Raw genomic sequence first — 26,358 nt, 5'->3', positions numbered from 1 at the left:
GGCTGATCCGGTGGTTCATTCTCACGTGTGAGCGGGGTCTTCTGGGAACAATCGACAGTCGAGCGTCTGCTGCGCCACGCGGTGCGGCACGGACGTATCGCTCGCTGCTACCTGTTCGCCGGCCCGGATGGCGTCGGCAAATGGCCGGCGGCGCTTTGGCTGGCATCGGCACTCCTTGAAAGCCCGGACACTCCTCGCGAGACCAGCCGTGTCTGGACGGGAACACATCCAGACTGGCATGTTCTCTTCCCCGTCACGAAGGATCACGAGCGGGAGGACATTGAGGCGGTGTGGGAGGCAAAGCGTACCGACCCGTTTGCCGTCGTGCGGTTCGCGAAGCGTCCCTATCTGACGATCGACCGCGTCCGTGAAACGATCGACCGGTTGCACATGACTGCCGTCGAGGGACGGGCAAAGGTGGTTCTGATCGGCGGGGCCGAGCAGATGGCGCATGACACGCAGACGATCCTGTTGAAGAGCATCGAAGAGCCGCCGCCCGACACCTACTTTATCCTGTCCAGCGCCGATCCGGGACGTTTGTTGCCGACTGTGCTCTCGCGCTGCCAATCGGTCCGTTTTGCGCCGGTCGATCCAGCGGCCGTCGCCGCACGGTTGATCACCGCGCGAGGCCTCGATCCTGAGGAGGCAGAAACGGTGGCAGAGATTTGCGGCGGCGGTTGGGGACAGGCGTTGCGATTGTGCGATCCGTCTTTGGCCCAATGGCGCGCCGACATGGTCAGTCTTTGGAAGGCGGCGTTTCGGAGCAAAACGCATGAGTTGACCACGACGATCGAATCATTCTTCCCGGCCGGAAGTGTGAAGTTGAGACTGGATCAGGCGTTGTTGGCGTTTGATGTCTGGGGGGCGCTGTTGAAGCGTGAGTGTGCCGGCGGGTCGGTCAAGACCGGCTCCCGTGGACAGTTGGCGGACGCGCAGGCCGCATGGGAGTGCTGGCAGATTCTGCAACGCGGACGGGCGGCGCTCTATGTTAATGTCGCCGCGCGCATGACAGTGGTCGCGACGTTTCTGGCATTGCGGCGCCGACTGGGAGCCGGTGAGCCCCGCGTGTCGGGCCAAGGCCCTTGACTTGCCCGCTCACTGGTCGATATTGCGATCCGGCTGCCGTGCCGCTCAAACCGCACGGCGTGAATTGTTGAATGGAGAGACCGCACATTGGGTGACATGCCCCATCAGCCATCGGAGGGGAACGATCGCCACGAGCCGACGGCCCCAGAACCCAAACCGGCCGTGAACAGACCGTCTGTCTACGTGGTCGAGTTTAAGGGATCCCGTAAAGAGTATTACCGCGATCCCTACCTGCTGCCGATCGGCAACGGCGACTTCGTCATCGTGCAGGTCGAGCGCGGAGAGGACATCGGACGCATCCTGCTCAAACTCGAACCGGCGAAGGAATCAACCGCCGACATCCGGCCGCTGCCGATCCTCCGCATCGCCAACGACGATGAGTTGGCGCGCGACGCCGAAAACCGTCGCCGAGAACTGGACGCACGCAGCGAGTGCATCCGCATGGCGGCCGAGCACGGGCTGAACATGAAAGTCGTCGATGCCGAGTGGCAATTCGACGGAAACAAAATGACGTTCTACTTCACCGCCGAGAAGCGCGTCGACTTCCGCCGATTGGTCAAGGACCTGGCGGGCGTTTACAAGACACGCATCGAATTGCGCCAGATCGGCGCGCGCGACGAAGCGCGGCGGGTCGGCGGCATCGGACCGTGCGGCTTCGAACAGTGCTGCACCATGTTTCTCAAGGAATTCGAACCGATCACGACACAACTGGCACGCGATCAGGGGTTATCGCTGAATCCGGCCAAGATCTCCGGCAACTGCGGGCGTCTCTTGTGCTGCCTGCGGTACGAGAGCACCTATTATAAGGAAGCGATGCGGCAGTTTCCCGATCCGGGACAAAGCTGGCAGACGGCGGACGGCGCCGGGACGATCAGCGATGTCAATGTCCTGCGCGACCGCATGACCGTACGACTGCCCGACGGCCGCCGAGAGCATGTTACGCTCGATGAGATTCGCCAATCCAAGGGCAAGCCCGAATCGTGGTTTGAGTAGTCCGATCCACCCTCTGCCTGCAACGCACAATGCCCGGGACATCCTCACAGCGTCCGATCTACATCACGACGCCGATTTACTACGTCAACGACAAGCCGCATATCGGCCACGCCTATACGACGATCGTCGCCGATTATCTGACTCGCGCGCATCGGCTGCTGGGACGTGATGCGTACTTTTTGACCGGCACGGATGAACACGGCGCGCGCATCGCCGAAATCGCGCGCAAGAATAAGATGACGCCGCAAGAGTGGTGCGACCGACACAGTGAGGCATTCAAGCGCACATGGGAACGGCTCGGCATCCAGTACGACCAGTTCATCCGTACGACCGATGAGCGCCATGTGCGCGGTGTGCAGTCCATGCTCGAACGAATGCACCGCGCCAAGGGACCGGATGGACTTCCGGTGCTATACGAGGGCGTGTACGAGGGGCTCTACTGTCTCGGCTGCGAGAAGTTCATCACGGAGAAAGAACTGGTCGACGGCAAGTGCCCGGAGCATTTGACCACCCCCGAGAAACTGAGCGAGAAGAATTACTTTTTCCGGCTGACCGCGTATCTGACACAAGTCGAAGGAATGATCCGCGACGGTACGATTCGCGTTCTGCCCGATGAACGCCGACGCGAAGTGCTCGGACTCTTCCGGCAGGGGCTGGAAGACTTTTCCGCATCGCGGGAGAAAGTCGACTGGGGGGTGCCGCTGCCGTTTGACCCGTCGCAAAACGCCTATGTCTGGGTCGACGCGCTGCCGAATTACATTACCGCCATCGGGTACGGCGATGATCGCACGTCGTTCGACCGTCGGTGGACCAATGGCCATGTCGTGCATCTGATGGCCAAAGACATCCTGAAGTTTCATGCCGTCTACTGGCCGGCGATGCTCTTGTCCATCGGCGAGAAACCGCCCGACACGATCTTCATCCACGGATATTTCACGGTCAACGGCCAGAAGATGAGCAAGTCGCTGGGGAACGCCATCGACCCGCATGCGATGGTCGAGCGATTCGGACCCGACGGCGCGCGTCACCTGTTGCTGACGCAGTTCCCGTTCGGTCAGGACGGGGATGTCAAAGAGGAAGAGTTCGTGCGGCAGTTCAATGCCGACTTGGCCAACGATCTGGGCAATCTCGTGTCACGCACAGTCACGCTGATTCAACGTCACTACGACGGACAGCGCCCGTCCGAGAACGCTCCGGACAAACTCGATGCCGAGTTGCGCGACGCTGTTGCACGGGCGGTGCAATCCTTTGAAACCGCCATCGACAACTTGTCGCCCAACGATGGAATCACTGCCGGACTGAATCTGGCCCGCCTGTGCAACAGGTATATGGAACAGGCGCGGCCGTGGGCGCTGGCGAAGCAGAATCAGATGTCGCGTCTCGGTGCGGTGCTTAACACCGCCGCCGAGACAATACGAGTCGCGACGCTGCTGCTCTCGCCGGTACTTCCCGACAAGTCACGACAAATCCTTCGCACACTCGGTTTTAAGAAACCGGAGAGTGAACTGAACCGCGCATCGCTCAACGGCTGGGACCGCTGTCCCGGTCCGTTCAAACTACAGGACGACCAACCCATCTTTCCGCGCATGGACAAAACGACACCGACTCCGCCGGCTGCCGATGCCCCGGCAATGACACAGACCGACCTGCACATTACATTCGACACGTTCAAGGGTGTGCAGCTCCGCACCGCCGAGGTCATCGCGGCGGCGAAACATCCCGAAGCCGACAAACTGCTCGTGCTTCAATTGGCGGTCGGCGTTGAGCGTAGGCAGATCGTCGCCGGAATCGCGCAGCACTACAAACCCGAGGAGTTGGTCGGCAAGTCGATCGTGATCGTGGCCAATCTCAAACCTGCAAAGATTCGTGGGGTCGAATCCAACGGCATGCTGCTGGCAGCATCTCACGACGGCACGCTGCGCCTGCTGACCACTGACGGCCCGCTTCCTTCCGGCTCCGGCATCGGCTGATGATCGACTCTCACGCGCATCTGAACTTCGATGCGTTCGATTCCGACCGCGACGCCGTGGTCGAGCGCGCCCATCAAGCGGGTGTGCACACGATCATCAACATCGCCACAGATTTCGAATCCTGCGAACGGGTGCTCGAACTCGCGGAGCGCTACGAGCGCACCTACGCCACGGTCGGCATTCACCCGCACGACGCCGGGATTTGGGAGGGCAGCGCGTCGACAAAACGCCTGATGGAGTTGGCGCAGCACCCCAAAGTCGTCGCCATCGGGGAGATTGGGTTGGACTACTATCGCAATCTCTCGCCGCCCGACCAACAACGGCGCGCGTTCATCGAGCAGATGGCCGTCGCGCGCGACTGCCAATTGCCGATTGTCATTCACAACCGCGACGCCTTCGACGACATATTCGCGCTTGTCTTAAAGTCGGGGACGCCGTCGCTGGGGGGTGTTTTCCACTGTTTCAGCGAATCGCCCCAAACGGCACGGCAGGTGATCGACCTGGGCTTCCATGTTTCCGTCAACGGCATCGTGACATTTAAGAACGCAACGATGTCCGAAGTCGCGCGCACGGTTCGCCTCGACCGCATGCTGCTGGAGACCGACTGCCCGTTCCTGGCACCGCATCCGCATCGGGCCAGGCGAAACGAACCGTCGTACATTCCCCTCGTGGCCGCCCATATCGCAACGCTGCGTGGGATTGACGTCACCGACGTCGAAGCACAGACCGATGCGAATGTGCGCCGGCTCTTTCGATTGGGCGACTAAGCGGTCACACCATCCCGATGCCGAAATATCCCGACAAACTTAGGCGCGCATCCGGCGGTAAACCCAAGCTGCGGGCGCGGCGTTCGCTGTCACAGAATTTTCTGATCGATGGCGCCATCGCCGACCGGATGGCATCGGCTTTGCCGGTCAAACCGGGAGAGCGAATTTATGAGATCGGTGCGGGAAAGGGGTTCCTTACCGAGCGGCTTGTCGCCATGGGCGCGGAGTGCCGCATAGTCGAAAAAGACCGTCGCATGGTCGGCATGCTGCACAAGAAATTCAAGCGCACATCCACAGTGACGATCTTTCACGCCGACGTACTCAGTTTGCCCCCGGAAGCCGAGCCGCCGGCAGAGTCGTGGCTCTACGGCAACCTGCCGTTCGGGATCGGCCATCGCATCCTGCAATGGGCGGTCGCACGCAGTGGCTGCTGGCGCGGCGCGGTGGTCACGCTACAACGTGAAGTTGTGCGCCGCCTCTTGGCGCAGCCCGGCGATCCGGGGCGCGGTTCGGTCTCGGTTTGGTTCCAGGCGCACGCGAGCGGTGTGCGCTTGTTCGATATCCCGCCGCGCGCATTTTATCCGCCGCCGCGCGTGACATCCACCGTGATGAGTATCGACTTTAAGCCCGAGACGCCGGAATTGGCGGGCCTGGAGGGAATCGACTTCATCGTTCAGATCGCCTTTGCCCAGCCCAGAAAAATCCTCGCGAATAATTTCGCGCATGACTCGCGCATTCCCGCCGAGACCCTGAACCGGTTGCGTAAAGATTGCCCCGATCTGCTGGCCAAACGAGCTCAGGAGCTTGAGACGGCCGACTTTGCAAGGCTCGCACACGTCCTTCGCGCACATCAGGATGTCGCGTAAGACCCGGCCACCGCGGCGATGTGCAAACTCTTGCACATCGCGAATCGGTTGGCTGCTTCCTCTTTAGAAAACACCTCAAGCTCCGACAATAGAAGATGTCGGGGATTCTCCGGCAGGGTGCCACACGCCGGGCGAATCCTCCCATTGGAGCATACTGGGAATCGACGGCGCAGCATCGTGACACGCTGCGCGCATCATCGACGACTTCAGACGCCGTTGCGATGATGGCAGACGGCGCATTGGGGCAAAGGAGAGACCAGATGCGGCTTCGGTTTCATGCTCTATGTGCATGGTGGCCCGCCCTTGCGGTGTCGCTGTGCGTGCTCGCCGTGACGCTCCCCGCGTTGGGCGGGACCACGGGCAAACTCTCCGGTCGCGTGATCGACACTGAAACCGGCCAGCCGATCGCCGGGGCGCTCGTCCGCGTTCTGAACACCGACATCGAAACGTACACCGACGCCAAAGGGCGCTACACGATCCTCAACATGCCCGTCGGGCGTTACACGCTGGTCGCCTCGCTGTTGAGCGCACAACCCGCGGCCGATCAGACGGAACTCCTGCTCTTTCAGGAGATTGAAGTGCGCAATCTGAAAGTCTCAGTCGATTTGGACACCGAGCAGGACATCCAGTTGTCCTCCAAACCGATCGAAATGGGGACGATCGTGGTCGTCGCCGAACGGCCGTTGGTTCTCAAGGACCGCACCGCGTCGCTGCGCATCGTGGAGAGCGATCAGATTCGCACGATGCCGACTCGGGGGTATCGCGAGTTGGTCGCCCTGCAGCCGGGCGTGGTCGTGCGTAACGGGAATCTGCTGAACGTGCGCGGCGGCCGCACGTCGGAGGTCGCCTACTTTGTCGACGGCTTCTCGCAGCAGGATCCGCTCACCGGCATCTCGACGACGCAGATCAACAACAACGATTTGGAGGAAGTCTCGATCGTGACCGGCGGCTTCAACGCCGAATACGGCTGGATTGCGTCCGGTGCGGTCAACGTGACGACGCGCGACGGCGGCGACAAACTGTCCGGCACCATCGAAACCATTACCGACAATTTTCACGGCAACAGCTACGACTATAATGTCTACAACAGCAGTCTTTCCGGTCCGCTGGTCGGTCTCACCGACGACGTACGCTTCATCGTCTCCGGTGAGCGCCGTTGGTTTGGCGACCGTGACCCATCGGCCATCGCCGGCGGCCCGTTGCCGCACAACCACTCCGGCGGCTGGACGTGGCGCGGCAAGGTCAACTGGCAGCTCGGCAACGGGTTGGAGTTGAAGGCGGGCGGGCTGCAATCGACCGACAGTTGGAAGCTCTGGCTCAGCCCCTGGCAGTTTAACATGGAGCATGCGCCCCGCCTGGAAGACTTCAATCAGTCGGCCAATGTTACGCTCGAGCACGTCATCAACCCTCGCACGTTCTACACGGTGTCGGGCAGCTACTTCGTGACCGAGCGCGAGCGCGGCGACGGCGTGCATTTTGAGGACATCTGGACCTACGGCCGCCCGGGGGTCCTGTCCACCCTCGACCAAACTCAGCTTTTCCGCACATGGGACGACATCAACGGTCCCACCGAGATCGAAGACACGGTCATCGACGGGCGCACGTACACGTTGCGCGGCGATGAAGCGGCGATTTGGAACAACTATCTGCATCGACGCTCATCGTATGCCGGTTTTGACGCCGACTTAGTCAGCCAGTTGCATCCGCGCCACGAAGTGCGCGCCGGTCTGGACTATCAGCGGCACACATTGCGCCGCTACGAGCATGTCATCCCGTCGCTCGTCTGGCGCGGTGTCGACGGCGGCGGCTTCCAGGACGTCGACCGTTACGGGTACAGCATCACCGGTGAGCAGGAGGAAGACGAAGGATTGCAGGGCGCCAAGCATCCCGAAACATTTGCCGCGTTCGTGCAGGATAAGTTCGAGCTGGACGGCCTCGTGCTCAATGCGGGAGTGCGTCTGGACTACCTCGATGTCAACACGGACCGCCTGCGTGATCCGGAAAATCCGCTGGATCCCGATCACTATCTTGATCAGGAGAACCCGACCGACGAACAGCGTGAGCTGGCCGGACAGCTCGACCCCGAGGATCTGGAAGCGAGCCGTCCGGAAGTGGCGCTCTCGCCGCGTCTGGGCGTCGCGTTTCCGATCAGCGACGTTTCGGTGTTTCACGCCTCCTACGGTCGATTCATGCAGCGTCCTGATCTGATGAATCTGTATGTGTCGTATGAATTCCTCGAATACCAGGTGCAGAATGGAAAGTACTACTTCCCATTCGGCAATCCGAACCTGCGGCCGGAGCGCACGATTGCCTATGAAGTGGGCTGGACGCGCCAACTGGGCGACAACACGTCATTGGACGTTACGGCCTACTACAAGGACGTCGGCGATTTGACGCAGGTCGTCAATCAGCCGGCGCAGCCGTTCAGCTTCGCGTCCTACCGCAACACCGACTTCGGCACCATCAAGGGGTTGGAGCTCACGTTCGACATGCGGCGCGCCAGCAACATCGCGCTGCACTTCAGCTACACGATGGCGCACGCGACCGGAACCGGCTCGGACCCCAACTCGCAGTCGAACATCGCCTGGACACAGGCGCAGCCGCCGACGGTGGCGTCGCCCCTGGATTATGATCAGCGCCACAAATTCGTCGGAATCTTCGATCTGCGCAGTCGCCCCGGTGAGGGGCCGTCATTGGGGGGATGGCACTTTCTGGAGAACGCCGGTCTGAATGTGACGATGCAAACGGGGAGCGGGTTTCCCTACACGCCGCAGGCGGTCTCCAATGAAGTCACCGAAGCGGCAACGCGGATCGATCCGATCGGCGGCATCAATTCGCGCTATGCCGAATGGACGATGCAGGTCGATCTGAAGGCGACGCGCGGGCTGCGATTCGGCGGCCTGAACACCGAGCTGGAGCTCGTCGTCATCAATCTGTTTGATCGCGATAATGTCCGGGATGTCTTCGCATCGACCGGACTGCCGAATTCCACCGGCTGGCTGCAGACCGAGGACGGACAGGACTTCATCGACGCCTACGACGATGCGCACGACTCCTCGGGCTTAACGGGCGAAGAGAAGTATCGGCTGCGCGAAAACGATCCGACCAACTACGGCGTGCCGCGCCAGATTCGCGCCGGCATGCGGATATACTTCTGAGCGGGACGCTCGGAGTGCGGGAGAGCATAGGATGAATCGAATCGGTCAAGCGATCCTGATTGCGACGGCGTTCGGTTGCGCCACCTCGGCACATGCCGCCTCCGAACACGGGCGTTCGCGCTCGGTGGGAGCAGCCGCCGTCGACAACACGGCGTTTATCGGTGTCAACAATCTGCAAATGGTCGTCTCCAACGTCGGATCGTTCGCCTACGATCCGAGCCAACACTTCGGAAAGACCGACGGTCTGTACTTCCCGCGCGGCACCAATCGGACCGTGATCTTCGCCAGCGGCTTGTGGGTCGGGGCAATGGTCAATGGTGCGCCGCGCGTGGCCATCTCCGAGTTTTCTTCGGAATTCGGCCCGGGCATTATGGACGACGGCACGTATGCGCCCGATGTCGGACGGTTTCATGTCTACACCATCAATCGCGGCGATGACGCGGAGACGAATCCCGATTACGCCGCGTGGCCGTTCGATGACGGGGCGCCGTCGCTGACGGGCGCCGACGGCTCCGATTCGCTCGATGCCGACGGCAACCGCATCCCGCTCGTGCTCGGCGACCAGTCGCTCTGGGCGGTCTATAACGACGCTAACCAGGCGAAGCACAACAATGGCGCCGGTTCGACCCAGCCATTGGGCATCGAGGTGCGGCAGCATACGTTTGCGTACGCTCGCAGCGGCGCCATCGGCCAGACGATCTATCTGACGTTCGAAATCATCAATAAGGGAAGCAACCTGCTGGAGGACACGTATCTGTCCATCTGGTGCGATCCCGATGTCGGCGACGCCTTCGATGATCTGGTGGGGTGTGATACGACGTTGTCGCTGGGGTATGCCTACAACGAAGGGCCCGACGGCGTCTATGGTGACGCCGTCCCGGCCGTGGGATTCGATTTTTTGCAGGGGCCGATCGTGCCGTCGCCCGGCGACCAGGCACACTGGCTGGGGCGCACCATCGCCGATCATCGCAACCTGCCGATGTCCTCGTTTAACAAGTACGTCAACGGCACCGACCCGCAAAGCAGCACCGAGACCTACAATTACATGAAGGGCCTGGAACCCGACGGCACGCCGTTGGTCGATCCCGACGGTGACACCACATTCTTCCAACTCGCCGGCGATCCGGTCAGCGGCAACGGGTGGATCGATGTCAATTCCAACGACCGACGTTTCATGATGAGCTCGGGGCCTTTCACGATGACTCCCGGCGATACTCAGCAGGTGGTCGTCGCGGTGCTCGTCGGCCAGGGCGCCGATCATCTCTCCTCGATCACCGCGCTGCGCGATATCGACGAACAAGTGCAGGCGGTCTTTGATCTGAACTTTGCGATCCCCTTCCCGCCGCCGCAGCCGAAGGTCTGGGCGCAGCCGTTGTCCGGGTCGATCGAGTTGATCTGGGACCACGAGGCCGAAGGCGACATTCAGGAGTCTGAGATTCTGGGCCAGCGGTTTGTTATGGAAGGCTACAACGTCTACCAGGGCCGTTCGATCACCGGCCCGTGGACGCGCATCGCGACCTTCGACGTCGTCAACGACATCGGCCGCATTTATGCCGACCGTTTCGACCCGACCGTCGGGGCGATCCAGCGCGTCCTGGTGCAGTCGGGCAGCAACTCGGGCATTGAGAATCTTCTGACCATCTCGCAGGACCGCCTGACCGGTAAGTCGTTGATCAATCACAAGCCATACTTCTTCGCCGTCACGGCCTATTCCTATGACGAACTAAACGTTGAGGAATTCATGGCGGGATCCAATCTCGTCGGACATCTCACCGAGGATCTGGAGACGCGTCTGGATGGAATCGAGTTGATTCCCAACTCTGTCGCACTCGATTTGGTGGAGAACGCCGATCATGTTTCCGGCGTCAGCGACGGTTCTGCTCTCGTTCGCACAGTCGACCCGGATGCGCTGGTGACGGGTCAATATCGCGTGTCGTTCAATGAAGACTCAACCTGGAACCTCGACAACCTCACGACCGACACGCGCTATCTCGAGGGTCAAACCGACAAGAGCGGTGCCCCCGGCTACTCCGTTGTCGCCGGTTTGATGGTGCAGGTCTCCGATCCGCACGCCGGCGTCAAAGATGTCGGCTGGAGCGGCTCGGAGGAACCGTGGGTCGGCGGCGTCAACTGGGGCGGCTATTACTATGGCGGTGCGCTCGATGCCGGGGCCTATTTCTTTGGATCGTCGATTCTGGATGAGGCCGAGTTGCGAACCGTCGAGTTGCGTTTCTCACCGACACAAACGCAGCGCGGATATCGGTACCTGCGCAACGGTACGCCCAACTATGGATACGGCGGTTACACGACGGTACCGTTGACCGCGTGGGATGTCACCATCGATCCGCCGCGGCAGTTGAATGTCTGTTTCGTCGAGGACGCGGCGTTGGCATCCAATGACGAAACCTGGCTGCCGCCGGACGGCGATCCGTTGGGCGGACGTGAGTACCTGTTCATTCTCAACAGCGACTATTCCGACGAGCCCGATGAGTACTATACCGCGCGCAATATCCTCGCCGATGGATTCGATTTCGACGTGCTGTATGCCTGGTGGCCCGCGGTCAACGAAGGCCACTCCAATGAAGAGCTCGCCGATGGGCAGTTGTTGACGATTTCTGTTTTTCGCTTCAATGCTCCCGACGATCAATTCGAGTTTTCGATCACGGCGGCGGGTGACGAGGGCGCGACCAACAATGCGTCCCTCGCGCAAGTTCATCCCGTTCCGAATCCCTATGTCCATGGGTTGAATACGGCGACCGGAGAACCGATCAGCGGCATCAAGTTCGTGAATCTGCCCGCGAGTGCGGCGACCGTTGAGATTTACAATCTCGTCGGCGAACGCATTGCCAGCGTGGAGAAAAACGATCTCGCCGCCAGTTGGGTTCTTTGGGATGTGCGGACTCTGCATGGGCTGCCGCCGGCCAGCGGGCTGTATGTCTATCGCATCACCGTACCCGGCGTCGGTGAGAGAGTCGGGCGGGTGGCGTTGTTTACCGGAGAGGAACGATTGCAGCAATACTGACGCCCGGCCGCTCGCAGGCGGTTGCGCAAAGGACGGATACCATGCGAAGGATCGTTTCCAGTCTGTTGATGGGGCTATGGGGCTTGTCGTTCGGCGCCGCGCACGCGGGTACACCGGCGCGTCTGGGCACGGCGGGTGCGCTGGAATTGCTGATTCCCACGGACGCACGCGGCGTCGCGATGGGCGGCTCGGTCATGGCCGAGGGACGCGGCGTGCAGTCGCTCTTTTGGAATCCCGCCGGCGCGGCGGTCTTGCAGGGCGACGAAATCGCCGTCTCGCACCGTCGCTACATCGCCGACATCGGAATGTCCCATTTGGCGTACGCGCGTGAAACCGGCGCTCTGGGTACGCTGGGGCTCTCCGCCAAGGTGCTCTCCACCGATGGCGACCAGGTCTACACCGTCGACCAGCCGGACGGCACGGGCGAAACATTTGCAACGTCCTTCGTTGTCGTCGGGTTGTCGCTGGCGCGCACCATGACGGACAGAGTTTCCGTCGGGGTCAATGCGCATTATGTCGCCGAGCAGATTCATCGCGAAACCGCGCAGGGACTGGCGTTCGACATCGGCTTCGTCTATCGTCCGACGATCGCAGGGCTCACGCTGGGTGTTGCCATCAAGAACTATGGACCGAAGATGCGCTTTGACGGTCCCGACTTCTCGGTGCCATCCGGCGATGACAATCCGGATGCGGAACTGCGCAGCCGCAGCGCGTCCTTCGAGCTGCCGTCGTTCATTCAATTCGGACTGGCGTGGAACGGCTGGAGCCCGGCGGGGCAGAATGTCACGTTCGTGGGCGCCTTTCAGGCGAACAACTTCTCAGAGGACGAATTTCGGCTGGGTACCGAATGGGCGTTGGCCGATCAGCTATTCTTGCGCGGCGGTTATGTTGCCTCGCCGCTGGACGGATTCCAGTACGGTTTCTCCGGCGGCGCGGGGCTGCGCATCCCGTTCGGGGAATCGGTCACGTCGGTGGACTATGCCTGGGTCGATGCCGGCGTCTTTGAGAGCAACCACCTGTTCACGGTCACCTTGGCATTCTGACGCGCAGTCGGGCGCCGATGGACCGGTCGATCCACGCACCGCGCGGGGGGCAGCTTCGGATCGTGGACTGCGGCAAGTCGATATGGATCTCTTCTCGGGAATGGGTGCGCACTCGCCGGCGCAAACGTCTCCCGTTGCTTTCCTTCATCACTCGGACTGAACGAGGCGCCGCTGCCGGTGCCCGGTTCTCACCGTTGATCCCGCCGCTGTTGCGGCTGTCGATTGGGGTGCTGTGCGCCAGTCTGGGGGCGCACACGGCCCAGGCGCAGACAGCGAATCAGTCCGCCGGTGTTCGCGTGGCGGTCGTCAAGAGTCTGGATCTCCCCGAATACAATCAGGCGCAGGAAGGGTTTTTCGCGGAGCTCTCGGAGAGTGGTCGTCGGCCGCATGTGCAGACGTTCACGCTCGGCGCCGGCGTGGAACACAACGACAGCATCTGGCAGATAATCCGGCGCGGATCCCCCGATTTGATCCTGGCGGTGGGTACGCGCGCCGCGCGCGAAGCCGTCGCACGGGAGCAAAAGATTCCCATCGTGTACACCATGGTGCTGACGATGCCGGAGGATGCCAACACCGGCCTGTCGCGTGACGCGCACCAGAATCTCACCGGCGCGACGCTGAATATTTCCCAGGAGACGCAACTCGAGGAGATCCGTCGCGCGTTCCCGACGGTCAGGCGCATCGGGGTGATCTGTGATTCGACGCGCACACGGGCCATTGCCGAGCGCGCACAGCGATTGGCACGGCAGCAGGGTCTGACCTTTGAAATTGCATGGGTCCGTGATGAGACCGAGGTCCCGGCTGCCGTCCGCCATTTGCGTGAGATCACCGACGTGCTCTGGATGCTGCCCGATCAGACGGTGCTGACTCCACGTTCATCACGGTACATCATTTTCGAGCTGATCAAATCGGGCATCCCGGTCATCGGCCTCTCGTCGGCGTACGTGAAGGCGGGCGCGCTGTTGGCCCTGGAGTGCCGTTACGATGATATCGGTCGGCAGTCCGGCGAACTGGCGGTGCGGATTCTTGAGGGCGCGTCGCCGGCGATGCTGCAAGAAACTGTGCCGCGCAGCTTTCTGCGGACGATCAATCTCAAAGTGCGCGAACACATTGAATTGCCGATGAACGAGGCGATCATCAAGGATTCCAATGTGGTGGTCTATTGATGCGGTCAGTGTGGAGCCGGTTACCGTGAGAATCAGCATTCAAATCAAGTCAATTGTCGGCATCTCGGTCCTGACCGTCGGGCTGGCGTTTTCGCTGATGTGGATCTCGCTGTATCACGGCGGCGAGGCGATTCGTGAGGAATTGCTGCGGCGCGGCGACATCTCGGTCAAAAATCTCGCCTACAATTCGACATACGCGACGTTGATCGGCGACACGACCGCGCTGGCCGATCTGCTCAACGGCGTGCTCGCCGAGCAGGAGGTCTTCTACGCGCGGATCGTCGAACGGGCCGGCAGGGTACTGGTGCAACGCGGCCGCCTCGCAGAGCAGCAGGCGTCGGACGAGCGTCCGGAGAGGACAACCGATTCCGCCGGCGGCGAATGGGCTGACGGCTTTGTGTTGCGGTTTGAGCCGGACGGACAGACAGTCCATTTCCAGGCGCCGATCATCTTGCGTCAGGATGCGCAGACCGACCCGTTCGGATCGGGCGGTCTCTACGACGCGTGGTGGGGAGACGATGCCCGGGGCGGCCGCAAGGTCCTGGGGCATGCGCAGATCGGCATGACGACACATTACATCGAAGACTCGATCGCCCGTATGCGCAGCAACATGATGTGGATCACAATCCTCGTCGCACTGTGCGCGATCCTGGTGACCTCGATTGCCGTTCGGGTGAGCATCCGTCCGGTCAACGACCTGGCCGATGCAACGCATCGCATTGCCGGCGGCGATTACGATGTCCGTGTGGCGGATGATCGCAAAGATGAAATCGGCGATCTGGCCAAGTCGTTTAACCGCATGACGGCGGACTTGAAGGCGACGCGCGGCGCGCTGGTGGAAAAGAATCTGCTCGAAGATGCGATCCTGGAGTTGAAGGAGACACAGCAACAGCTTGTGCAGGCGGGAAAAATGGCCGCCATCGGCCAACTGGCAGCGGGCGTGGCCCATGAGATCAACAACCCGCTGGCCGGTATCATGGGATATGCCCAGTTGGCCGCCGAACAACTGCGGGCCCGCAGCGCACGCGGCATCCGGCCCGAAGAGGTTGCCCGCTTTCAGGGATACATCGAAAACATGGAACGCCAGTCGCAGCGCTGCAAGCACATCGTGCAGAATCTGCTGCGTTTTGCACGGGCGTCCTCCAAAGACCAAACCGCTCCGATTGCGATCAACGACGTCCTCCGCGAGACGCTCCAGTTTATGGAGCATCAGTTGACGACCCGACAAGTAACGGTCACTCTGGCGCTCGCCGAGAATCTCCCGAGCGTGATGGGCCACGCGGGGCAATTGCAGCAGATCTTCACCAATATTCTCATCAACGCTGTGCAGGCCATGCGCGATAACGGCGACCTGCATGTGACCTCCCGGCTGTTCAGCGGGTGGGTGCAAGTCATTGTCCGGGACAACGGACACGGAATTGCTCCGGATAATCTCGAAAAGATATTCGAGCCGTTCTTCACCACCAAAGAAATCGGTCAGGGCACGGGCCTGGGGCTCTCGGTGACCTACGGATTGGTCAAGGACATGGGCGGACGAATCGACGTGGAGTCGCAGGTCAATGCCGGCACGACATTCACCGTTTCGTTACCCTCATCGGGCAGAATCGCCAATTCCCAACCTCCGGTGAAGGGACAGGCCCCATCGCCACCCAACGAGATCAAGATCGATGAGATCCGCTATGTGTGAAGACGTGTTGGCCGACGGTCGCTACGCCATCCTGATCGTCGACGATGAACCGTTTCTGCGCGACCTGTTGGCGGAGGCCCTCTCCGAGTATCGCGTCACGGTGGCGGGCGACGGGCACACGGCCCTGCAATTGATCGAACGGAACGCATTTCGAGTCGTGATTACCGATTTGATGATGCCGGAGATCACGGGCTTCGACGTCCTGCGCGCGGCGCGATCGAAGTCCGACCGCGTGCAGGTGCTGGTCATGACCGGCTACCCGTCGGAGGACAACAAGCGGCGCTGTCGGAGTCTGGGCTGCTTTGACGTGGTGTCGAAGCCGTTCGACGTGTTCGAAGTTCGCAGTCGGGTGAGACATTGTCTGGCCGATGATCCGGCTGGACCGGCGGGTGGGCGATGAACCGAATCAAACCGTTTGCGCGCGTGCTGGTCGTCGATGATGAAGGCGTCATTCGCAGCCTGCTGAAAGAGGTGCTGACCGGTGACGGCTTTGAAGTCGACACCGCCAGTGACGGCGCCGAGGGGCTGAAGCGGTTTCAAAACAATCCTGCCGATTTGGTCATCTCCGATACGCATATGCCCGCCATGGACGGGCCGGCGTTCGTACGGGCGCTGCGGTCACGTCAGCCGCGAGTCCCGGTCATCGTCATGGATTCGGCCGGAGCTGACGAGTCCGAGCGGGATCCGAGACCCCCGATGGCCCGTCTCACAAAGCCCTTTGCCCTCAGTGAGGTCCGAAGTGCCATCGCGCGTCTGCAGATCATCGACGGCGGCGCCGGTCGAGAACTGCCGATGCACTTCGATATCGCCGGATAGCCCCGCTGCCATGCGCGGCGTTTGAATTCCAATTCTGTCAAAAAATTTAGACGGTTTGGAATAACATCGATTCGAGTCCATTTGGTCGAACCGATCATTATATTGTGATGACCGTGTCGCCGTAATCCGACAGATGGGAGAGACAATGTCCGCAATACATGCCCGATTGTCCGAACTCCTGCCCCAGTGGCGCTCCGATCTAAAGACGTTGCTGCAAGCGCACGGGGACCGCAAAGTGGCGGAGGTCTCGCTTAAACAGATATTCGGCGGCATGCGCGGTGTGCGCGCGCTGGTCTGCGACACGTCTCGCGTCAAGGCCGATGAGGGTCTCTTCATTCGCGGCACAGCGATCATGTCGCTGACCGACCGGCTGCCCGAGGAAGTCTTCTGGCTGCTGCTGACCGGGGCGATTCCCGATGAGCGCGAACTCGAATCCATGCGAAAGGAACTGCGGCAGCGTGCCGAAGTGCCCGAATACGTCTGGCACGTGATGCAGGCGATGCCGCCGGATTCGCACCCGATGTGTATGTTCAACACCGGCATTCTCGTCATGGAACGCGAGTCCATCTTCCACCGTCACTACGATGAGGGAATCAGCAAAGAACACTACTGGGAGGGCACGCTCGAAGATGCTTTGACGATCATCGCGCGCGTACCGACGCTCGCGGCTGGGATCTACCGCCTGCGCTTCGGCAAGGGGCAACGCATTCCCAGCAACCCCGAGCTGGACTGGACGACTGATCTCACGCAGATGCTGGGTGTGCCCGATCCCGACGGCAACTTCGCCAAGCTGATGCGTTTGTACATGGTGCTGCACTGCGACCATGAGTCGGGCAATGTCTCGGCCAATGCGGCCGCCACCGTCAACTCGGCACTCTCGGACCTTTACTATGCGCTATCGGCTGGGTTCAACGGTCTGGCCGGGCCGCTGCACGGGCTGGCCAACCAGGAATGCCTCAAGTGGGTGCTGCAAGTCCGTGACGCCTTCGGCGGTGTCCCGACGGACCGTCAGTTGGAGGAATACGCGTGGAATACGCTGAATGCCGGACAGGTGATCCCCGGTTACGGTCACCCGGTCCTGCGCGTCACCGACCCGCGCTTCGATGCATTTCTGGAATTCGGCAAGCGCTACTGCGCTGAGGATGAGGTATACCGGATCGTCGCCAAAGTCTACGAGGTCGTGCCCAACGTTCTTCGCCAAGTCAACAAGATCAAGGACCCGTGGCCCAATGTCGATGCGGCCTCCGGTGCGCTGCTGTACAAGTATGGACTCACCGAATTCCCGTTCTACACCGTCATGTTTGCGGTGTCGCGCGCGCTGGGCATCTGTGCGCAGGCGGTGATCGCGCGCGGGATGGGCTATCCGATCGTGCGTCCGAAGTCTTCGACCACGGAGTGGCTCCGCGAGGCTGTGAGCGAAGGCAAAGTCCCGGCGCACACGGCGCCTTAGAAAAGACGACCGAATGAGGAGACCGTCTCACGGCTGCGCCTTGAGGCGGTTTTTCTTATCTTTCCCGAGGAATCGTGCAGATGGGAATCAGCATCGCCGTCATCGGAGCCACCGGCTTGGTCGGAGAGCCGGTCGCCCGCCGTCTTCTTGTGGATGGCCACACCGTGCGCGTCTGTTCGCATGCGCCGGACGATGCCAATGCGCGCTTCGGCGACGCCTGCGAAGTCGTGCATTGCGATGTTCGCCGGCCAGAATCAGTCCGCACCGCGTTGTTCGGCATGCAGGGGGTGCATGTCAACCTGCACGGCAAAACAGCGGATGAATGCGAAGAACTGGAACACCAGGGGACGCGAACGGTCGCGCGGATTGCCGCCGAACTGGGTCTGGAGCGGCTGACATACACCGCGGGCATCAGCGCCCGCAGTGCGAACGCCCACTTCGCACCGTCGGCGGCCAAATTGCGGGCGATCGCTGCGATTGTCGAGACGATCGTGCCGTTCACGATCTTCCGTCCTCATTGGTTTTTCGAATCGCTCCCGCTCTTCGTCAAGCCCGGTCGCGCATACTTGTTGGGGCGGCAACGCAACGCCTGGCACTGGGTGGCGCTGGCCGACTATGCACGCATGGTGTCGACGGCCTACACAACGCCGGAATCCGTCGGGCAGATTCTCGATATCTGGGGACCGCAGCCCGTCTCCCTGGCCGAAGCATTGACACGTTTCGCATCGCAACAGACTCCGCCAATCCGGGTCAGCCGAATTCCGTTGTGGCGCGCCTCGCTGTTGGCGACGCTGATGGGCAATCGGGAACTCAGGGCCGCGGCGGTGCAGATGCGATTCTGGGACCGCTTTTCCGAAACCGGAGACCCGACGTCGGCGAACAGTCTGCTGGGCGCCCCGACCATTTCATTCGAAGAGTGGCTGGCGAGCCGGATACGGGGAACCCGCACCGGTTATGATGTGACCGGCGGTTGACTTCGATACGCGCGCGGGATACCGTGCCAGTCGCCGGACAGACCTCGGGCGCACACCACAGGTGAACAATGAACGAAGAGCGCTTTGACATTGTCATAGTCGGTTCCGGACCGGCCGGATACACGGCCGCGCTGTATGCCGCGCGCGCCGATTTGACGGTGCTCGTGTTGGAAGGCGAGCAGCCCGGCGGGCAACTCACCATTACGACGGAGGTGGAGAACTATCCGGGTTTCCCCGAGGGCGTCATGGGACCCGAAATGATGAAGATGTTCCGAAATCAGGCGGAGCGTTTCGGGACAGTCGTGCGTCAGGAGACGGTGACGTCGGTCGACTTTTCCGGCCCGCCGCACACGGCGATGACGGCGAGAACCGCCTACATCGGCGGCGCGATCATCATTGCTTCCGGTGCGCGCGCGCAATTGCTGGGCCTCGAATCCGAGTCGCGTCTGATGGGATATGGTGTCTCCGCCTGCGCGACTTGCGACGGGTTCTTCTTTCGCGGAAAGAGGATTGCGGTCGTCGGCGGCGGCGATTCGGCCATGGAAGAGGCGACTTTTTTGACGAAGTTCGCCGACCAGGTGACGGTGATCCACCGCCGCGATTCGCTGCGCGCCTCGAAGATCATGCAAAAACGCGCGCAGGATAACCCCAAGATCGATTTCATATGGAACAGCGAAGTCGTCGAGGTCTTGGGCAAACCCGAAAGCGGCATCGAAGGACTGCGTATCAGAGACACGGTCAACGGAAGCGAACGTGAAGTGCCGATGCAGGGACTCTTCCTCGCCATCGGACACAAACCCAACACCGAATTCCTCGACGGCAAGCTGGAGATGGACAAGCAGGGATACGTCATCACACACGACGGGACCAAGACCTCCGTCGAAGGCGTCTTCGCCTGTGGCGACGTGCAGGATAAGACCTATCGACAGGCCGTGACGGCCGCCGGCAGCGGCTGTATGGCGGCGCTCGATGCCGAACGCTGGCTTGAAGCGCGCAAACACTGATTGGGAGCCAAACACCATGCCGGAGCAGGACGCGATTCTCAATCCGTTGATCGGCGACTACCTGGGAGCGATGTCCGGGCCGGTCGATCCGATCCTCGAGGAGATGGCGCGCCACGGCGAGGAACGTGACTTCCCCTATCTGGGACCGCTCTGCGCGCGCATTCTGCACATGCTGGTGCGCACCAGCGGTGCACGTCGCATCTTCGAGCTGGGCTCCGGGTATGGCTACACGATGTACTGGATGGCGAAGGCATTGCCCGACGACGGCGTCATCATTGGCACTGAATTCGACCAAACCAACATTGACGTCGCCAAAGAGTATTTCCGTCGCGGCGGACTGGCGGCCAAGACCGATTTGCGCAAAGGCGAGGCGCTGGAAGTCTTCACGCGCGAGACGGACCCGTTCGATTTAGTGTTCAACGATATCGATAAAGAGCAGTACCCCCGCGTGATCGAACTCGCCAAGCCGCGTCTGCGGCGTCACGGCCTGCTCATCTCCGACAATGTCCTGGCGAGCGCGCGCGTGGTGGATCAGTCGATCAACGACCCGCAAACGCGGGCGATTCGGGAGTACAACCGGCGGCTCGCCGACGATCCGGATTTTGTCACGACGATCATCCCGATCCGCGACGGGCTGTCGGTGGCTGTCAAAATCACCGATTGAGTCTCGCGAAGGATTCCGGGTGCCCCGTCGAAAACTGCGATTGTACGGCAAGTTCACGTGAACGTCGTGCCGTAACGCCGTGAGCGTTTTGCGCAGACATCAGACCGACACCGAATATCGTGATTTCTTCAAGGATCGATTGTCAGCAGAAGAATTGGAGAAACTGATCGGCGCGCATCCGATCACGGAGTTCATCAGCACCCGCGCCAAATCCTACAAGGCAACCGGCTGGGACAAGAAACCGCCGACCAGGAAACAGGCGATTGCGGCCATGCTGAAGGACCCTACTCTGCTGCGCCGTCCGATCCTTGTGAAAGGGTCGAAGGTATTCATCGGCTTCTCGCGTTCTGATTATGAGAAGCTCGCGACCGGCAGGAAGTGACGGAATCCGGGATTCGGGTCAGCCCGCTGCATCGTGTTGGCACACGCCCCCGCGCGGCGGCCAGAGGCGTCACCCCGGGGCCGGCGATGTCAGAACACCGGGTTTGAACCGACTGCACTTCAGATACGTCTGGCTGCCAACCTAAGGCGAAATACTCGATCACCGGCCTCGGTTCGTGTCATTCTCCGACCACGATCCCCTGTTTTCCGTCAACGGCTCGACAGCGATATTCAGCGCGTGAGCGAATCCCCCGCACGCAGTTCGGTCCTGTTGTTGATACTCGGTGTGCTCGCAGTGGGCCCGGCCGCGATCTTCATTCGGCTCGCCGCCGCGCCGCCACTATCAGTGGCGTTCTATCGCATGGTGGTGGCGTCTGTCGCCATTGCGATCATCGTTGCCGTTCGGGGCGGCCGCGATCTGCAGGCGGTGGACCGACTCTCGTTATGGCGCTCGGTCGCTGCCGGTGTGTTGTTGGCGTTTCACTTCGCGACGTGGATCACTTCGCTCGATCATACATCGGTCGCCAACTCGGTGATCATCGTGACCACGCAGCCGATCTTTGCGGCGTTGATGGGCATCTGGTACCTGCGCGAGCGGGTCAGACCGGCGGCCTTCGCGGCGATCGTCCTGGCCTTGATCGGCGTGCTGGTCATCGCCGGGGGCAACCCGCGTACCGGCGGCTGGTATGGCGATTTGCTGGCGCTTTGGGGTGCGATCTTCGCATCGGCGTACCTGGTGGTTGGGCGGCAGGTGCGGCAACGGGTCTCGACACTGGGGTATGTCGTGATCGCCTACTCGACCGCGGCAGTCACGCTCGGCATTTGGGGACTGGTGATCGGCACACCATTCAGCAGCTTTCCAGCTAAGACATGGTTCTGGATGGCCGCCGCGGGACTGATCCCCTCGGTAATCGGACACACAATTTACAACCGCACATTGAAGGTGTACTCGGCACACACCGTCGGCGTGACCATCCTCAGCGGCGAGACGCTCGTCGCCACAACGTTGGCTATGATCGTCTTCGACGAGTTTCCCGGCCCGTGGGCCTTCGTCGGCGCCATCCCGATCATCGCCGGCATGGTCTGGTCGCTGCGGCTGGAGCGGACACGGGTGGTGACATAGCGCAGACCGCAATCGCGTTTCATTCTTTACTTGTGTGCTTGACACATCTCGCGCATTCTCCAGTCAGCGTAGGAAAACTGGAGGTGGCACAATGTCCTCGGGACATGACGACGGTCGGACCGCTGACGACCATGAACGTTTGCTGCGCTTGGAAAACCGTCTCGCTGCGATCGAACAACGATTGGGCTTGGAGGGGCAACCGTCAGCTGAGACTGCGTCGACAATTCAACCGGCCGGACCGAAGCCGTTACCCACTACTGCACAGCGCCCCGGGCAGTACACGCCGCAGCTCAATCCGATCTCCCCGGCGATGTCGGCCGGCAAGCCGGCGGTGACGATTTCCCCGACCATCATTCTGGGATGGGGCGGAGTGGCGGCGCTGGTCCTGGCGAGTGCGTATCTGATCCGGCTGGCGATCGACTCGGGCTTTCTGACGCCGGTACGGCAGATCGGTCTCGCCGGTGTGGTCGGAATCGGAATGATCGTCACCGGCATGCTGATGCGAGACTCATTGCGCCGGTATGCCAGTCTGCTTCCTGCCGGCGGTGTGGCGATATTGTTCATCACCGTCTATGGCGCGCATCTCTATCACGGTCTGATCGGCACGGGCACCGCGACGGTCGCGCTGATCATCGTCTGTGCTTTATCGATCGGGCTGCGTGAATTCTATGAAAACGAGTTGTACACTTTCTTCGCCGTGGTGGGCTCATACACCGGTCCGTTGTTGCTTTACACGTTGGCGGCCCGCCCCCTCGATCTGATGATCTACTTCATCGCATGGGACATTGTCTTCTGTCTTTATGCGCTCAGGATCAAACGGCGGTCAATTTACCTGGTAGCCGCATACCTGGCGTTCATCGTGTTCCATGCCTCCTGGCAGATGGCGCAGCACAGCGACTGGATTTGGGCGGCAGGATTTCAGGGTCTGCAATTCGTCTTGTTCATTGCGGTAACCGGAATCTTCTCCGCCCGCGCTCAGAAACCGCTGACACATGATGAGGCGGTCGCACATTCCCCGGCGCTGATATTCTTCTACGCAACCGAGTACGCACTGCTTTACCGGCACATCCCGGAATGGGCGCCCTGGCTGGCGATCGCCAGCGTCGTGCCGCTGACGGCCGCGTACTGGTATGCCCGCGCGCGATTACCTGAAGATGCGCGCGCCGGAGAACAGATTGTCACCGCTTACGCGGCGCTGGTGCTGGTCCACGCGGTATATGTCGAGCTGATCCCCGATGAATGGCGCGTGCTGAGCGGTCTGGTGGCGTTGCTCGCTTTGGGATACGTTGCTGCCACAGCCCTGTCACGGCTCAAGCGGTACTGGCCTTTGAGCGTTGCATGCGGAATCATCGCGTATTGGGGATACCAGCAACTGGTCGCGGGCTACAATATCGAACAGGTGGTCGGTTGGCAGATCCTGATCGCGTTGTATGCCGTCGCGCTCTATACGTTCTACTGGCACTTGCGACGCCCGGCAGCCAGTCCGGCGGTTCTGACGACGGGTGCGCTCTATCTCGGTCACACCGCCGTCATGGCCGGGATCATCCATCTCGCCGACAGCCGATTGGCGGTCTCGATTGTGTGGGGGCTGCTGGCTGTCGTCGCCCTTGTGATTGCCATCTTCGTGTCGGACCGCCGCCTGGGGCGCTCCTCGCTGGCGGTGTTCGCGGGCTTTGCCGCAAAAGTTCTGCTCTTCGACTTGTCGGGTGCGTTGCCGTTGGTGCGGATCGGTTGTCTCGTTGTGCTCGGTGTGACGATGTACGCAGGCGGATTGCTGTATCAGCGGATTGAGAAGGCAACGGTTGCTGCGTCAAACTGACAGCCGCTCAACCCGTCAGCCGCTCCTGTTTGTCTTCGACCGCTTCCTTGCCGGTGCCGGGACGCAGGGCGCGTGTCACCCGGACAAGAACCCGGTAGAGGGCCACCCCACAGAAGATAACCAAAAGGTTCACCGGCCAGAGGGTCGCAGGCGGACCACCGGGTGACGGCCGCAAGCGGACACCAAAGTGCCACAGCGGGATCGTCACATACAACGCGACAGCCACGGCTGCCAGATTGATCAAGCCCAGTTTGCGCGTCGGGCGCAGAGATTGCTGCAGGTATGCAAAGAGCGTCGCTACGAGCACGAGCGAGACAATCGGCGGATACAGCGTTCGCGACAGCGCCCGCCCTTCCGGCCCGCCTGCGCCGAACGCAAGTGAACCGGCAATCAGAGCGATTGACGCGACCGACCAATACCATGCCGGGATGCTGCGCATGTGTTTCTCAGACTCAACTCACGAACTCTGTAATAATGACTCTTTGTGTTCGCCCGGCGTCCTCGCCTGGCGCCGGCAGCATCTGTTGAGCGTTGGGCGAGTTGTTCCATCCAAACTTCGGGAGCCAGGCGAGGACAGTTGGCATGCACATCTTTGTGCGATGCTCGTCACTTTGCCAATCAACCAACTACAGCTTCGGCACCTGAATCCCCTGCTGCGCCTGATATTTCCCTTTCTTGTCGGCGTACGAGACCTCGCACATCTCATCGGACTCGAAGAACAGCACCTGCGCGATTCCCTCGTTGGAGTACACACGCGCCGGCAGCGGCGTGGTGTTGGATATCTCCAGCGTGACGAACCCTTCCCACTCCGGCTCAAACGGGGTCACATTGACGATGATGCCACAGCGCGCATAGGTCGATTTGCCGACACAGACAGTGAGAATCTGGCGGGGAATGCGGAAGTACTCGACCGATCGCGCCAGCGCAAAGGAGTTGGGGGGTATGGTGCATGTCGGCGCCTGGATTTCGACAAAAGCGCGCGGGTCGAAGTTCTTTGGATCGACGATAGTCGTGTTGACATTGGTGAAGACTTTGTATTCATCGGCCACCCGCATGTCGTATCCATACGAGGACACACCATAGGAAATCACTCCTTGCCGCACCTGACGGTCGGCAAAGGGGTCGATCATGCGATGATTAGTGGCCCACTCTCTAATCCAACGGTCCGATTTGATTGCCATCTGGGATGCATCTCCGGTGGGAGTGGTGATCGTGCTATGTCGTCTTGGCGTAGGGATGGCCGATGATTTGGTACAGTTCAGCGCGCGTTTCGGGGCGTTCGCGGAATGAGCCCAAAAGGCACGACGTCACCGCGACCGAATTGACCTTCTGGATGCCGCGCATCTGCATGCACAGATGCTCGGCTTCCATGACCACCGCCACTCCTGAGGGCTCCAGCAACTGCTCGATCGTACGGGCGATTTCGTTGGTGAGTCGTTCCTGCACCTGCAGGCGGCGCGCGAAAACTTCGACGACCCGCGCCAGCTTCGAGAGCCCGATGATCTTGCGGTTGGGAATGTAGGCCAGGTGGCACCTGCCGTAGAACGGCAGCAAATGGTGCTCGCACAGACTGAAAAAATCGACATCGCGCAACAGCACCATTTCCTGCGTATCCTCGGCGAAGACCGCATCGCCGATGACATCGTCGAGACTCTCGGCATACCCGCGTGTGAGGAAGCGCAGAGATTCGGCGACCCGTTCGGGAGTCTTCTCCAGCCCCGGCCGCTCGGGATTCTCGCCGAGTTCCTGCAGCAATGTGCGGATCGTGTCGGGAAGCGCCATGAGAGCATCTGTGCCGCGAGAATCAATGCGCGGCGGCCCGTACAGTCGGTCAGTATAAGGGATTTGCTCCGCCCGTTTAAGCGCTTTTGCCGGATTCGGCGAAGGGCGCGCGCCGACGCGACACCGCACGCCGCAGAAAGATCCAGCCGATGCTCCAACCGGTCAGGATCCCGAGCACGTCGGCAATCCAGTCGGACAATTCGGCCTCCCGCCCCGGAATCCAGACCTGGTGGTACTCATCGGCCGCGCAGAACACGATGAGAAAGAGCAACAGCGCGATCCGATGTCTGCTGTCGGAGCCGAATCCGCGAACCGAAAGAAACGCCAGAACTGCGTATTGTCCGAAATGCAGGACCTTGTCGATGGCGCCCGGCCCATACCTGGGGAGACTCAGGCCCGGCACCGATGACACCGCAACCAACACCACAGCGTAGATCACGGCAACTACACGGTAGACTCGAATCGAGAGCATCAACGGCCCTTGGCAGAACGGGATGGCCGAAGGTATGGCGCAGTCGGCCAGGGAACAAGGAGCCCGTGGCTGTCCGTCAACAACGCCGATCCAGATTGAACCGGATCGGACATCG

Annotated in this window: 22 protein-coding genes and 1 pseudogene; 19 read left to right on the top strand and 4 right to left on the bottom strand. The window is 61.1% G+C overall.

Going from position 1 to position 26,358, the window contains the following annotated elements; genetic code table 11:
* Window positions 1-27 precede the first annotated feature (27 nt).
* From VGB22_00495 to VGB22_00405, 19 genes and pseudogenes are all read left to right on the top strand, one after another.
* Window positions 28-1,086: a hypothetical protein gene (locus tag VGB22_00495; GenBank protein ID HEX9749756.1), complete on the top strand. Its 1,059-nt coding sequence runs from the start codon at window positions 28-30 to the stop codon at window positions 1,084-1,086.
* A gap of 162 nt (window positions 1,087-1,248) precedes the next feature.
* On the top strand, window positions 1,249-2,079 hold the full coding sequence (ricT, locus tag VGB22_00490) for a regulatory iron-sulfur-containing complex subunit RicT (GenBank protein HEX9749755.1): 831 nt from the start codon (window positions 1,249-1,251) through the stop codon (window positions 2,077-2,079).
* A gap of 29 nt (window positions 2,080-2,108) precedes the next feature.
* A complete protein-coding gene (gene metG, locus VGB22_00485) occupies window positions 2,109-4,049 on the top strand; it encodes a methionine--tRNA ligase (protein HEX9749754.1) in 1,941 nt (646 codons plus the stop codon).
* On the top strand, window positions 4,049-4,816 hold the full coding sequence (locus tag VGB22_00480) for a TatD family hydrolase (protein HEX9749753.1): 768 nt from the start codon (window positions 4,049-4,051) through the stop codon (window positions 4,814-4,816). The genes metG and VGB22_00480 overlap by 1 nt, the downstream gene beginning before the upstream one ends.
* A 17-nt stretch (window positions 4,817-4,833) precedes the next feature.
* On the top strand, window positions 4,834-5,682 hold the full coding sequence (rsmA, locus tag VGB22_00475) for a 16S rRNA (adenine(1518)-N(6)/adenine(1519)-N(6))-dimethyltransferase RsmA (protein HEX9749752.1): 849 nt from the start codon (window positions 4,834-4,836) through the stop codon (window positions 5,680-5,682).
* A 260-nt stretch (window positions 5,683-5,942) separates the two neighbouring features.
* Window positions 5,943-8,840: a TonB-dependent receptor gene (locus VGB22_00470; GenBank protein HEX9749751.1), complete on the top strand. Its 2,898-nt coding sequence runs from the start codon at window positions 5,943-5,945 to the stop codon at window positions 8,838-8,840.
* Between the two features lie 31 nt (window positions 8,841-8,871).
* Window positions 8,872-11,862, top strand: a complete 2,991-nt coding sequence (locus tag VGB22_00465) for a hypothetical protein (protein ID HEX9749750.1) — start codon at window positions 8,872-8,874, stop codon at window positions 11,860-11,862.
* A 41-nt stretch (window positions 11,863-11,903) separates the two neighbouring features.
* The gene (locus VGB22_00460) at window positions 11,904-12,905 is read left to right on the top strand and encodes a PorV/PorQ family protein (protein HEX9749749.1); all 1,002 of its coding nucleotides are present in this window, start codon (window positions 11,904-11,906) and stop codon (window positions 12,903-12,905) included.
* A 194-nt stretch (window positions 12,906-13,099) separates the two neighbouring features.
* Window positions 13,100-14,071 (top strand): ABC transporter substrate-binding protein, encoded by a 972-nt coding sequence (locus VGB22_00455; protein HEX9749748.1) that lies wholly within the window; start codon window positions 13,100-13,102, stop codon window positions 14,069-14,071.
* A gap of 25 nt (window positions 14,072-14,096) precedes the next feature.
* The gene (locus VGB22_00450) at window positions 14,097-15,758 is read left to right on the top strand and encodes an ATP-binding protein (protein HEX9749747.1); all 1,662 of its coding nucleotides are present in this window, start codon (window positions 14,097-14,099) and stop codon (window positions 15,756-15,758) included.
* Window positions 15,739-16,158 carry a response regulator gene (locus VGB22_00445; protein HEX9749746.1) on the top strand — a complete coding sequence of 140 codons (420 nt, stop codon included), beginning with the start codon at window positions 15,739-15,741 and terminating at the stop codon, window positions 16,156-16,158. The genes VGB22_00450 and VGB22_00445 overlap by 20 nt, the downstream gene beginning before the upstream one ends.
* Window positions 16,155-16,574, top strand: a complete 420-nt coding sequence (locus VGB22_00440) for a response regulator (GenBank protein ID HEX9749745.1) — start codon at window positions 16,155-16,157, stop codon at window positions 16,572-16,574. Before VGB22_00445 ends, VGB22_00440 begins: the two co-directional genes overlap by 4 nt.
* 145 nt (window positions 16,575-16,719) lie before the next feature.
* On the top strand, window positions 16,720-18,024 hold the full coding sequence (locus tag VGB22_00435) for a citrate (Si)-synthase (GenBank protein HEX9749744.1): 1,305 nt from the start codon (window positions 16,720-16,722) through the stop codon (window positions 18,022-18,024).
* Between the two features lie 80 nt (window positions 18,025-18,104).
* Window positions 18,105-18,998 (top strand): NAD(P)H-binding protein, encoded by an 894-nt coding sequence (locus VGB22_00430; protein ID HEX9749743.1) that lies wholly within the window; start codon window positions 18,105-18,107, stop codon window positions 18,996-18,998.
* A gap of 68 nt (window positions 18,999-19,066) precedes the next feature.
* Window positions 19,067-20,002, top strand: a complete 936-nt coding sequence (gene trxB, locus VGB22_00425; GenBank protein ID HEX9749742.1) for a thioredoxin-disulfide reductase — start codon at window positions 19,067-19,069, stop codon at window positions 20,000-20,002.
* Between the two features lie 16 nt (window positions 20,003-20,018).
* Window positions 20,019-20,666 (top strand): O-methyltransferase, encoded by a 648-nt coding sequence (locus VGB22_00420; GenBank protein HEX9749741.1) that lies wholly within the window; start codon window positions 20,019-20,021, stop codon window positions 20,664-20,666.
* Window positions 20,667-20,739: 73 nt separating this feature from the next.
* Window positions 20,740-21,048, top strand: a pseudogene (locus VGB22_00415) (ArsC/Spx/MgsR family protein).
* A gap of 237 nt (window positions 21,049-21,285) precedes the next feature.
* A complete protein-coding gene (locus VGB22_00410; GenBank protein HEX9749740.1) occupies window positions 21,286-22,170 on the top strand; it encodes a DMT family transporter in 885 nt (294 codons plus the stop codon).
* 310 nt (window positions 22,171-22,480) lie between these two features.
* A complete protein-coding gene (locus VGB22_00405) occupies window positions 22,481-23,989 on the top strand; it encodes a DUF2339 domain-containing protein (GenBank protein ID HEX9749739.1) in 1,509 nt (502 codons plus the stop codon).
* A 7-nt stretch (window positions 23,990-23,996) separates the two neighbouring features.
* Here VGB22_00405 and VGB22_00400 read toward each other — a convergent pair whose 3' ends face one another.
* The 4 genes from VGB22_00400 to VGB22_00385 all read right to left on the bottom strand — a co-directional run bounded on the left by VGB22_00400 (window position 23,997) and on the right by VGB22_00385 (window position 26,243).
* Window positions 23,997-24,428 (bottom strand): hypothetical protein, encoded by a 432-nt coding sequence (locus VGB22_00400; GenBank protein HEX9749738.1) that lies wholly within the window; start codon window positions 24,426-24,428, stop codon window positions 23,997-23,999.
* Between the two features lie 187 nt (window positions 24,429-24,615).
* Window positions 24,616-25,170, bottom strand: a complete 555-nt coding sequence (gene dcd / locus VGB22_00395) for a dCTP deaminase (GenBank protein HEX9749737.1) — start codon at window positions 25,168-25,170, stop codon at window positions 24,616-24,618.
* 34 nt (window positions 25,171-25,204) lie between these two features.
* Window positions 25,205-25,900 (bottom strand): GTP cyclohydrolase I FolE, encoded by a 696-nt coding sequence (gene folE, locus VGB22_00390; GenBank protein HEX9749736.1) that lies wholly within the window; start codon window positions 25,898-25,900, stop codon window positions 25,205-25,207.
* Window positions 25,848-26,243 (bottom strand): VanZ family protein, encoded by a 396-nt coding sequence (locus tag VGB22_00385; GenBank protein HEX9749735.1) that lies wholly within the window; start codon window positions 26,241-26,243, stop codon window positions 25,848-25,850. The genes folE and VGB22_00385 overlap by 53 nt, the downstream gene beginning before the upstream one ends.
* Window positions 26,244-26,358 lie beyond the last annotated feature (115 nt).

It is taken from the genome of Candidatus Zixiibacteriota bacterium (assembly GCA_036397555.1).
GTDB lineage: Bacteria > Zixibacteria > MSB-5A5 > WJJR01 > WJJR01 > DATKYL01.
This window is presented reverse-complemented; position numbering and strand designations above follow the sequence as displayed.

Bases quoted from the DNA above. Each gene is read 5' to 3' on its own strand.
- metG (HEX9749754.1), top strand. From the start codon at position 2,109: ATGCCCGGGACATCCTCACAGCGTCCGATCTACATCACGACGCCGATT.
- VGB22_00445 (HEX9749746.1), top strand. From the start codon at position 15,739: ATGAGATCCGCTATGTGTGAAGACGTGTTGGCCGACGGTCGCTACGCC.
- rsmA (HEX9749752.1), top strand. From the start codon at position 4,834: ATGCCGAAATATCCCGACAAACTTAGGCGCGCATCCGGCGGTAAACCC.
- VGB22_00460 (HEX9749749.1), top strand. From the start codon at position 11,904: ATGCGAAGGATCGTTTCCAGTCTGTTGATGGGGCTATGGGGCTTGTCG.
- VGB22_00480 (HEX9749753.1), top strand. From the start codon at position 4,049: ATGATCGACTCTCACGCGCATCTGAACTTCGATGCGTTCGATTCCGAC.
- VGB22_00430 (HEX9749743.1), top strand. From the start codon at position 18,105: ATGGGAATCAGCATCGCCGTCATCGGAGCCACCGGCTTGGTCGGAGAG.
- VGB22_00385 (HEX9749735.1), bottom strand. From the start codon at position 26,243: ATGCTCTCGATTCGAGTCTACCGTGTAGTTGCCGTGATCTACGCTGTG.
- VGB22_00420 (HEX9749741.1), top strand. From the start codon at position 20,019: ATGCCGGAGCAGGACGCGATTCTCAATCCGTTGATCGGCGACTACCTG.
- VGB22_00470 (HEX9749751.1), top strand. From the start codon at position 5,943: ATGCGGCTTCGGTTTCATGCTCTATGTGCATGGTGGCCCGCCCTTGCG.
- VGB22_00440 (HEX9749745.1), top strand. From the start codon at position 16,155: ATGAACCGAATCAAACCGTTTGCGCGCGTGCTGGTCGTCGATGATGAA.
- VGB22_00465 (HEX9749750.1), top strand. From the start codon at position 8,872: ATGAATCGAATCGGTCAAGCGATCCTGATTGCGACGGCGTTCGGTTGC.
- dcd (HEX9749737.1), bottom strand. From the start codon at position 25,170: ATGGCAATCAAATCGGACCGTTGGATTAGAGAGTGGGCCACTAATCAT.
- VGB22_00405 (HEX9749739.1), top strand. From the start codon at position 22,481: ATGTCGGCCGGCAAGCCGGCGGTGACGATTTCCCCGACCATCATTCTG.
- trxB (HEX9749742.1), top strand. From the start codon at position 19,067: ATGAACGAAGAGCGCTTTGACATTGTCATAGTCGGTTCCGGACCGGCC.
- VGB22_00435 (HEX9749744.1), top strand. From the start codon at position 16,720: ATGTCCGCAATACATGCCCGATTGTCCGAACTCCTGCCCCAGTGGCGC.
- VGB22_00400 (HEX9749738.1), bottom strand. From the start codon at position 24,428: ATGCGCAGCATCCCGGCATGGTATTGGTCGGTCGCGTCAATCGCTCTG.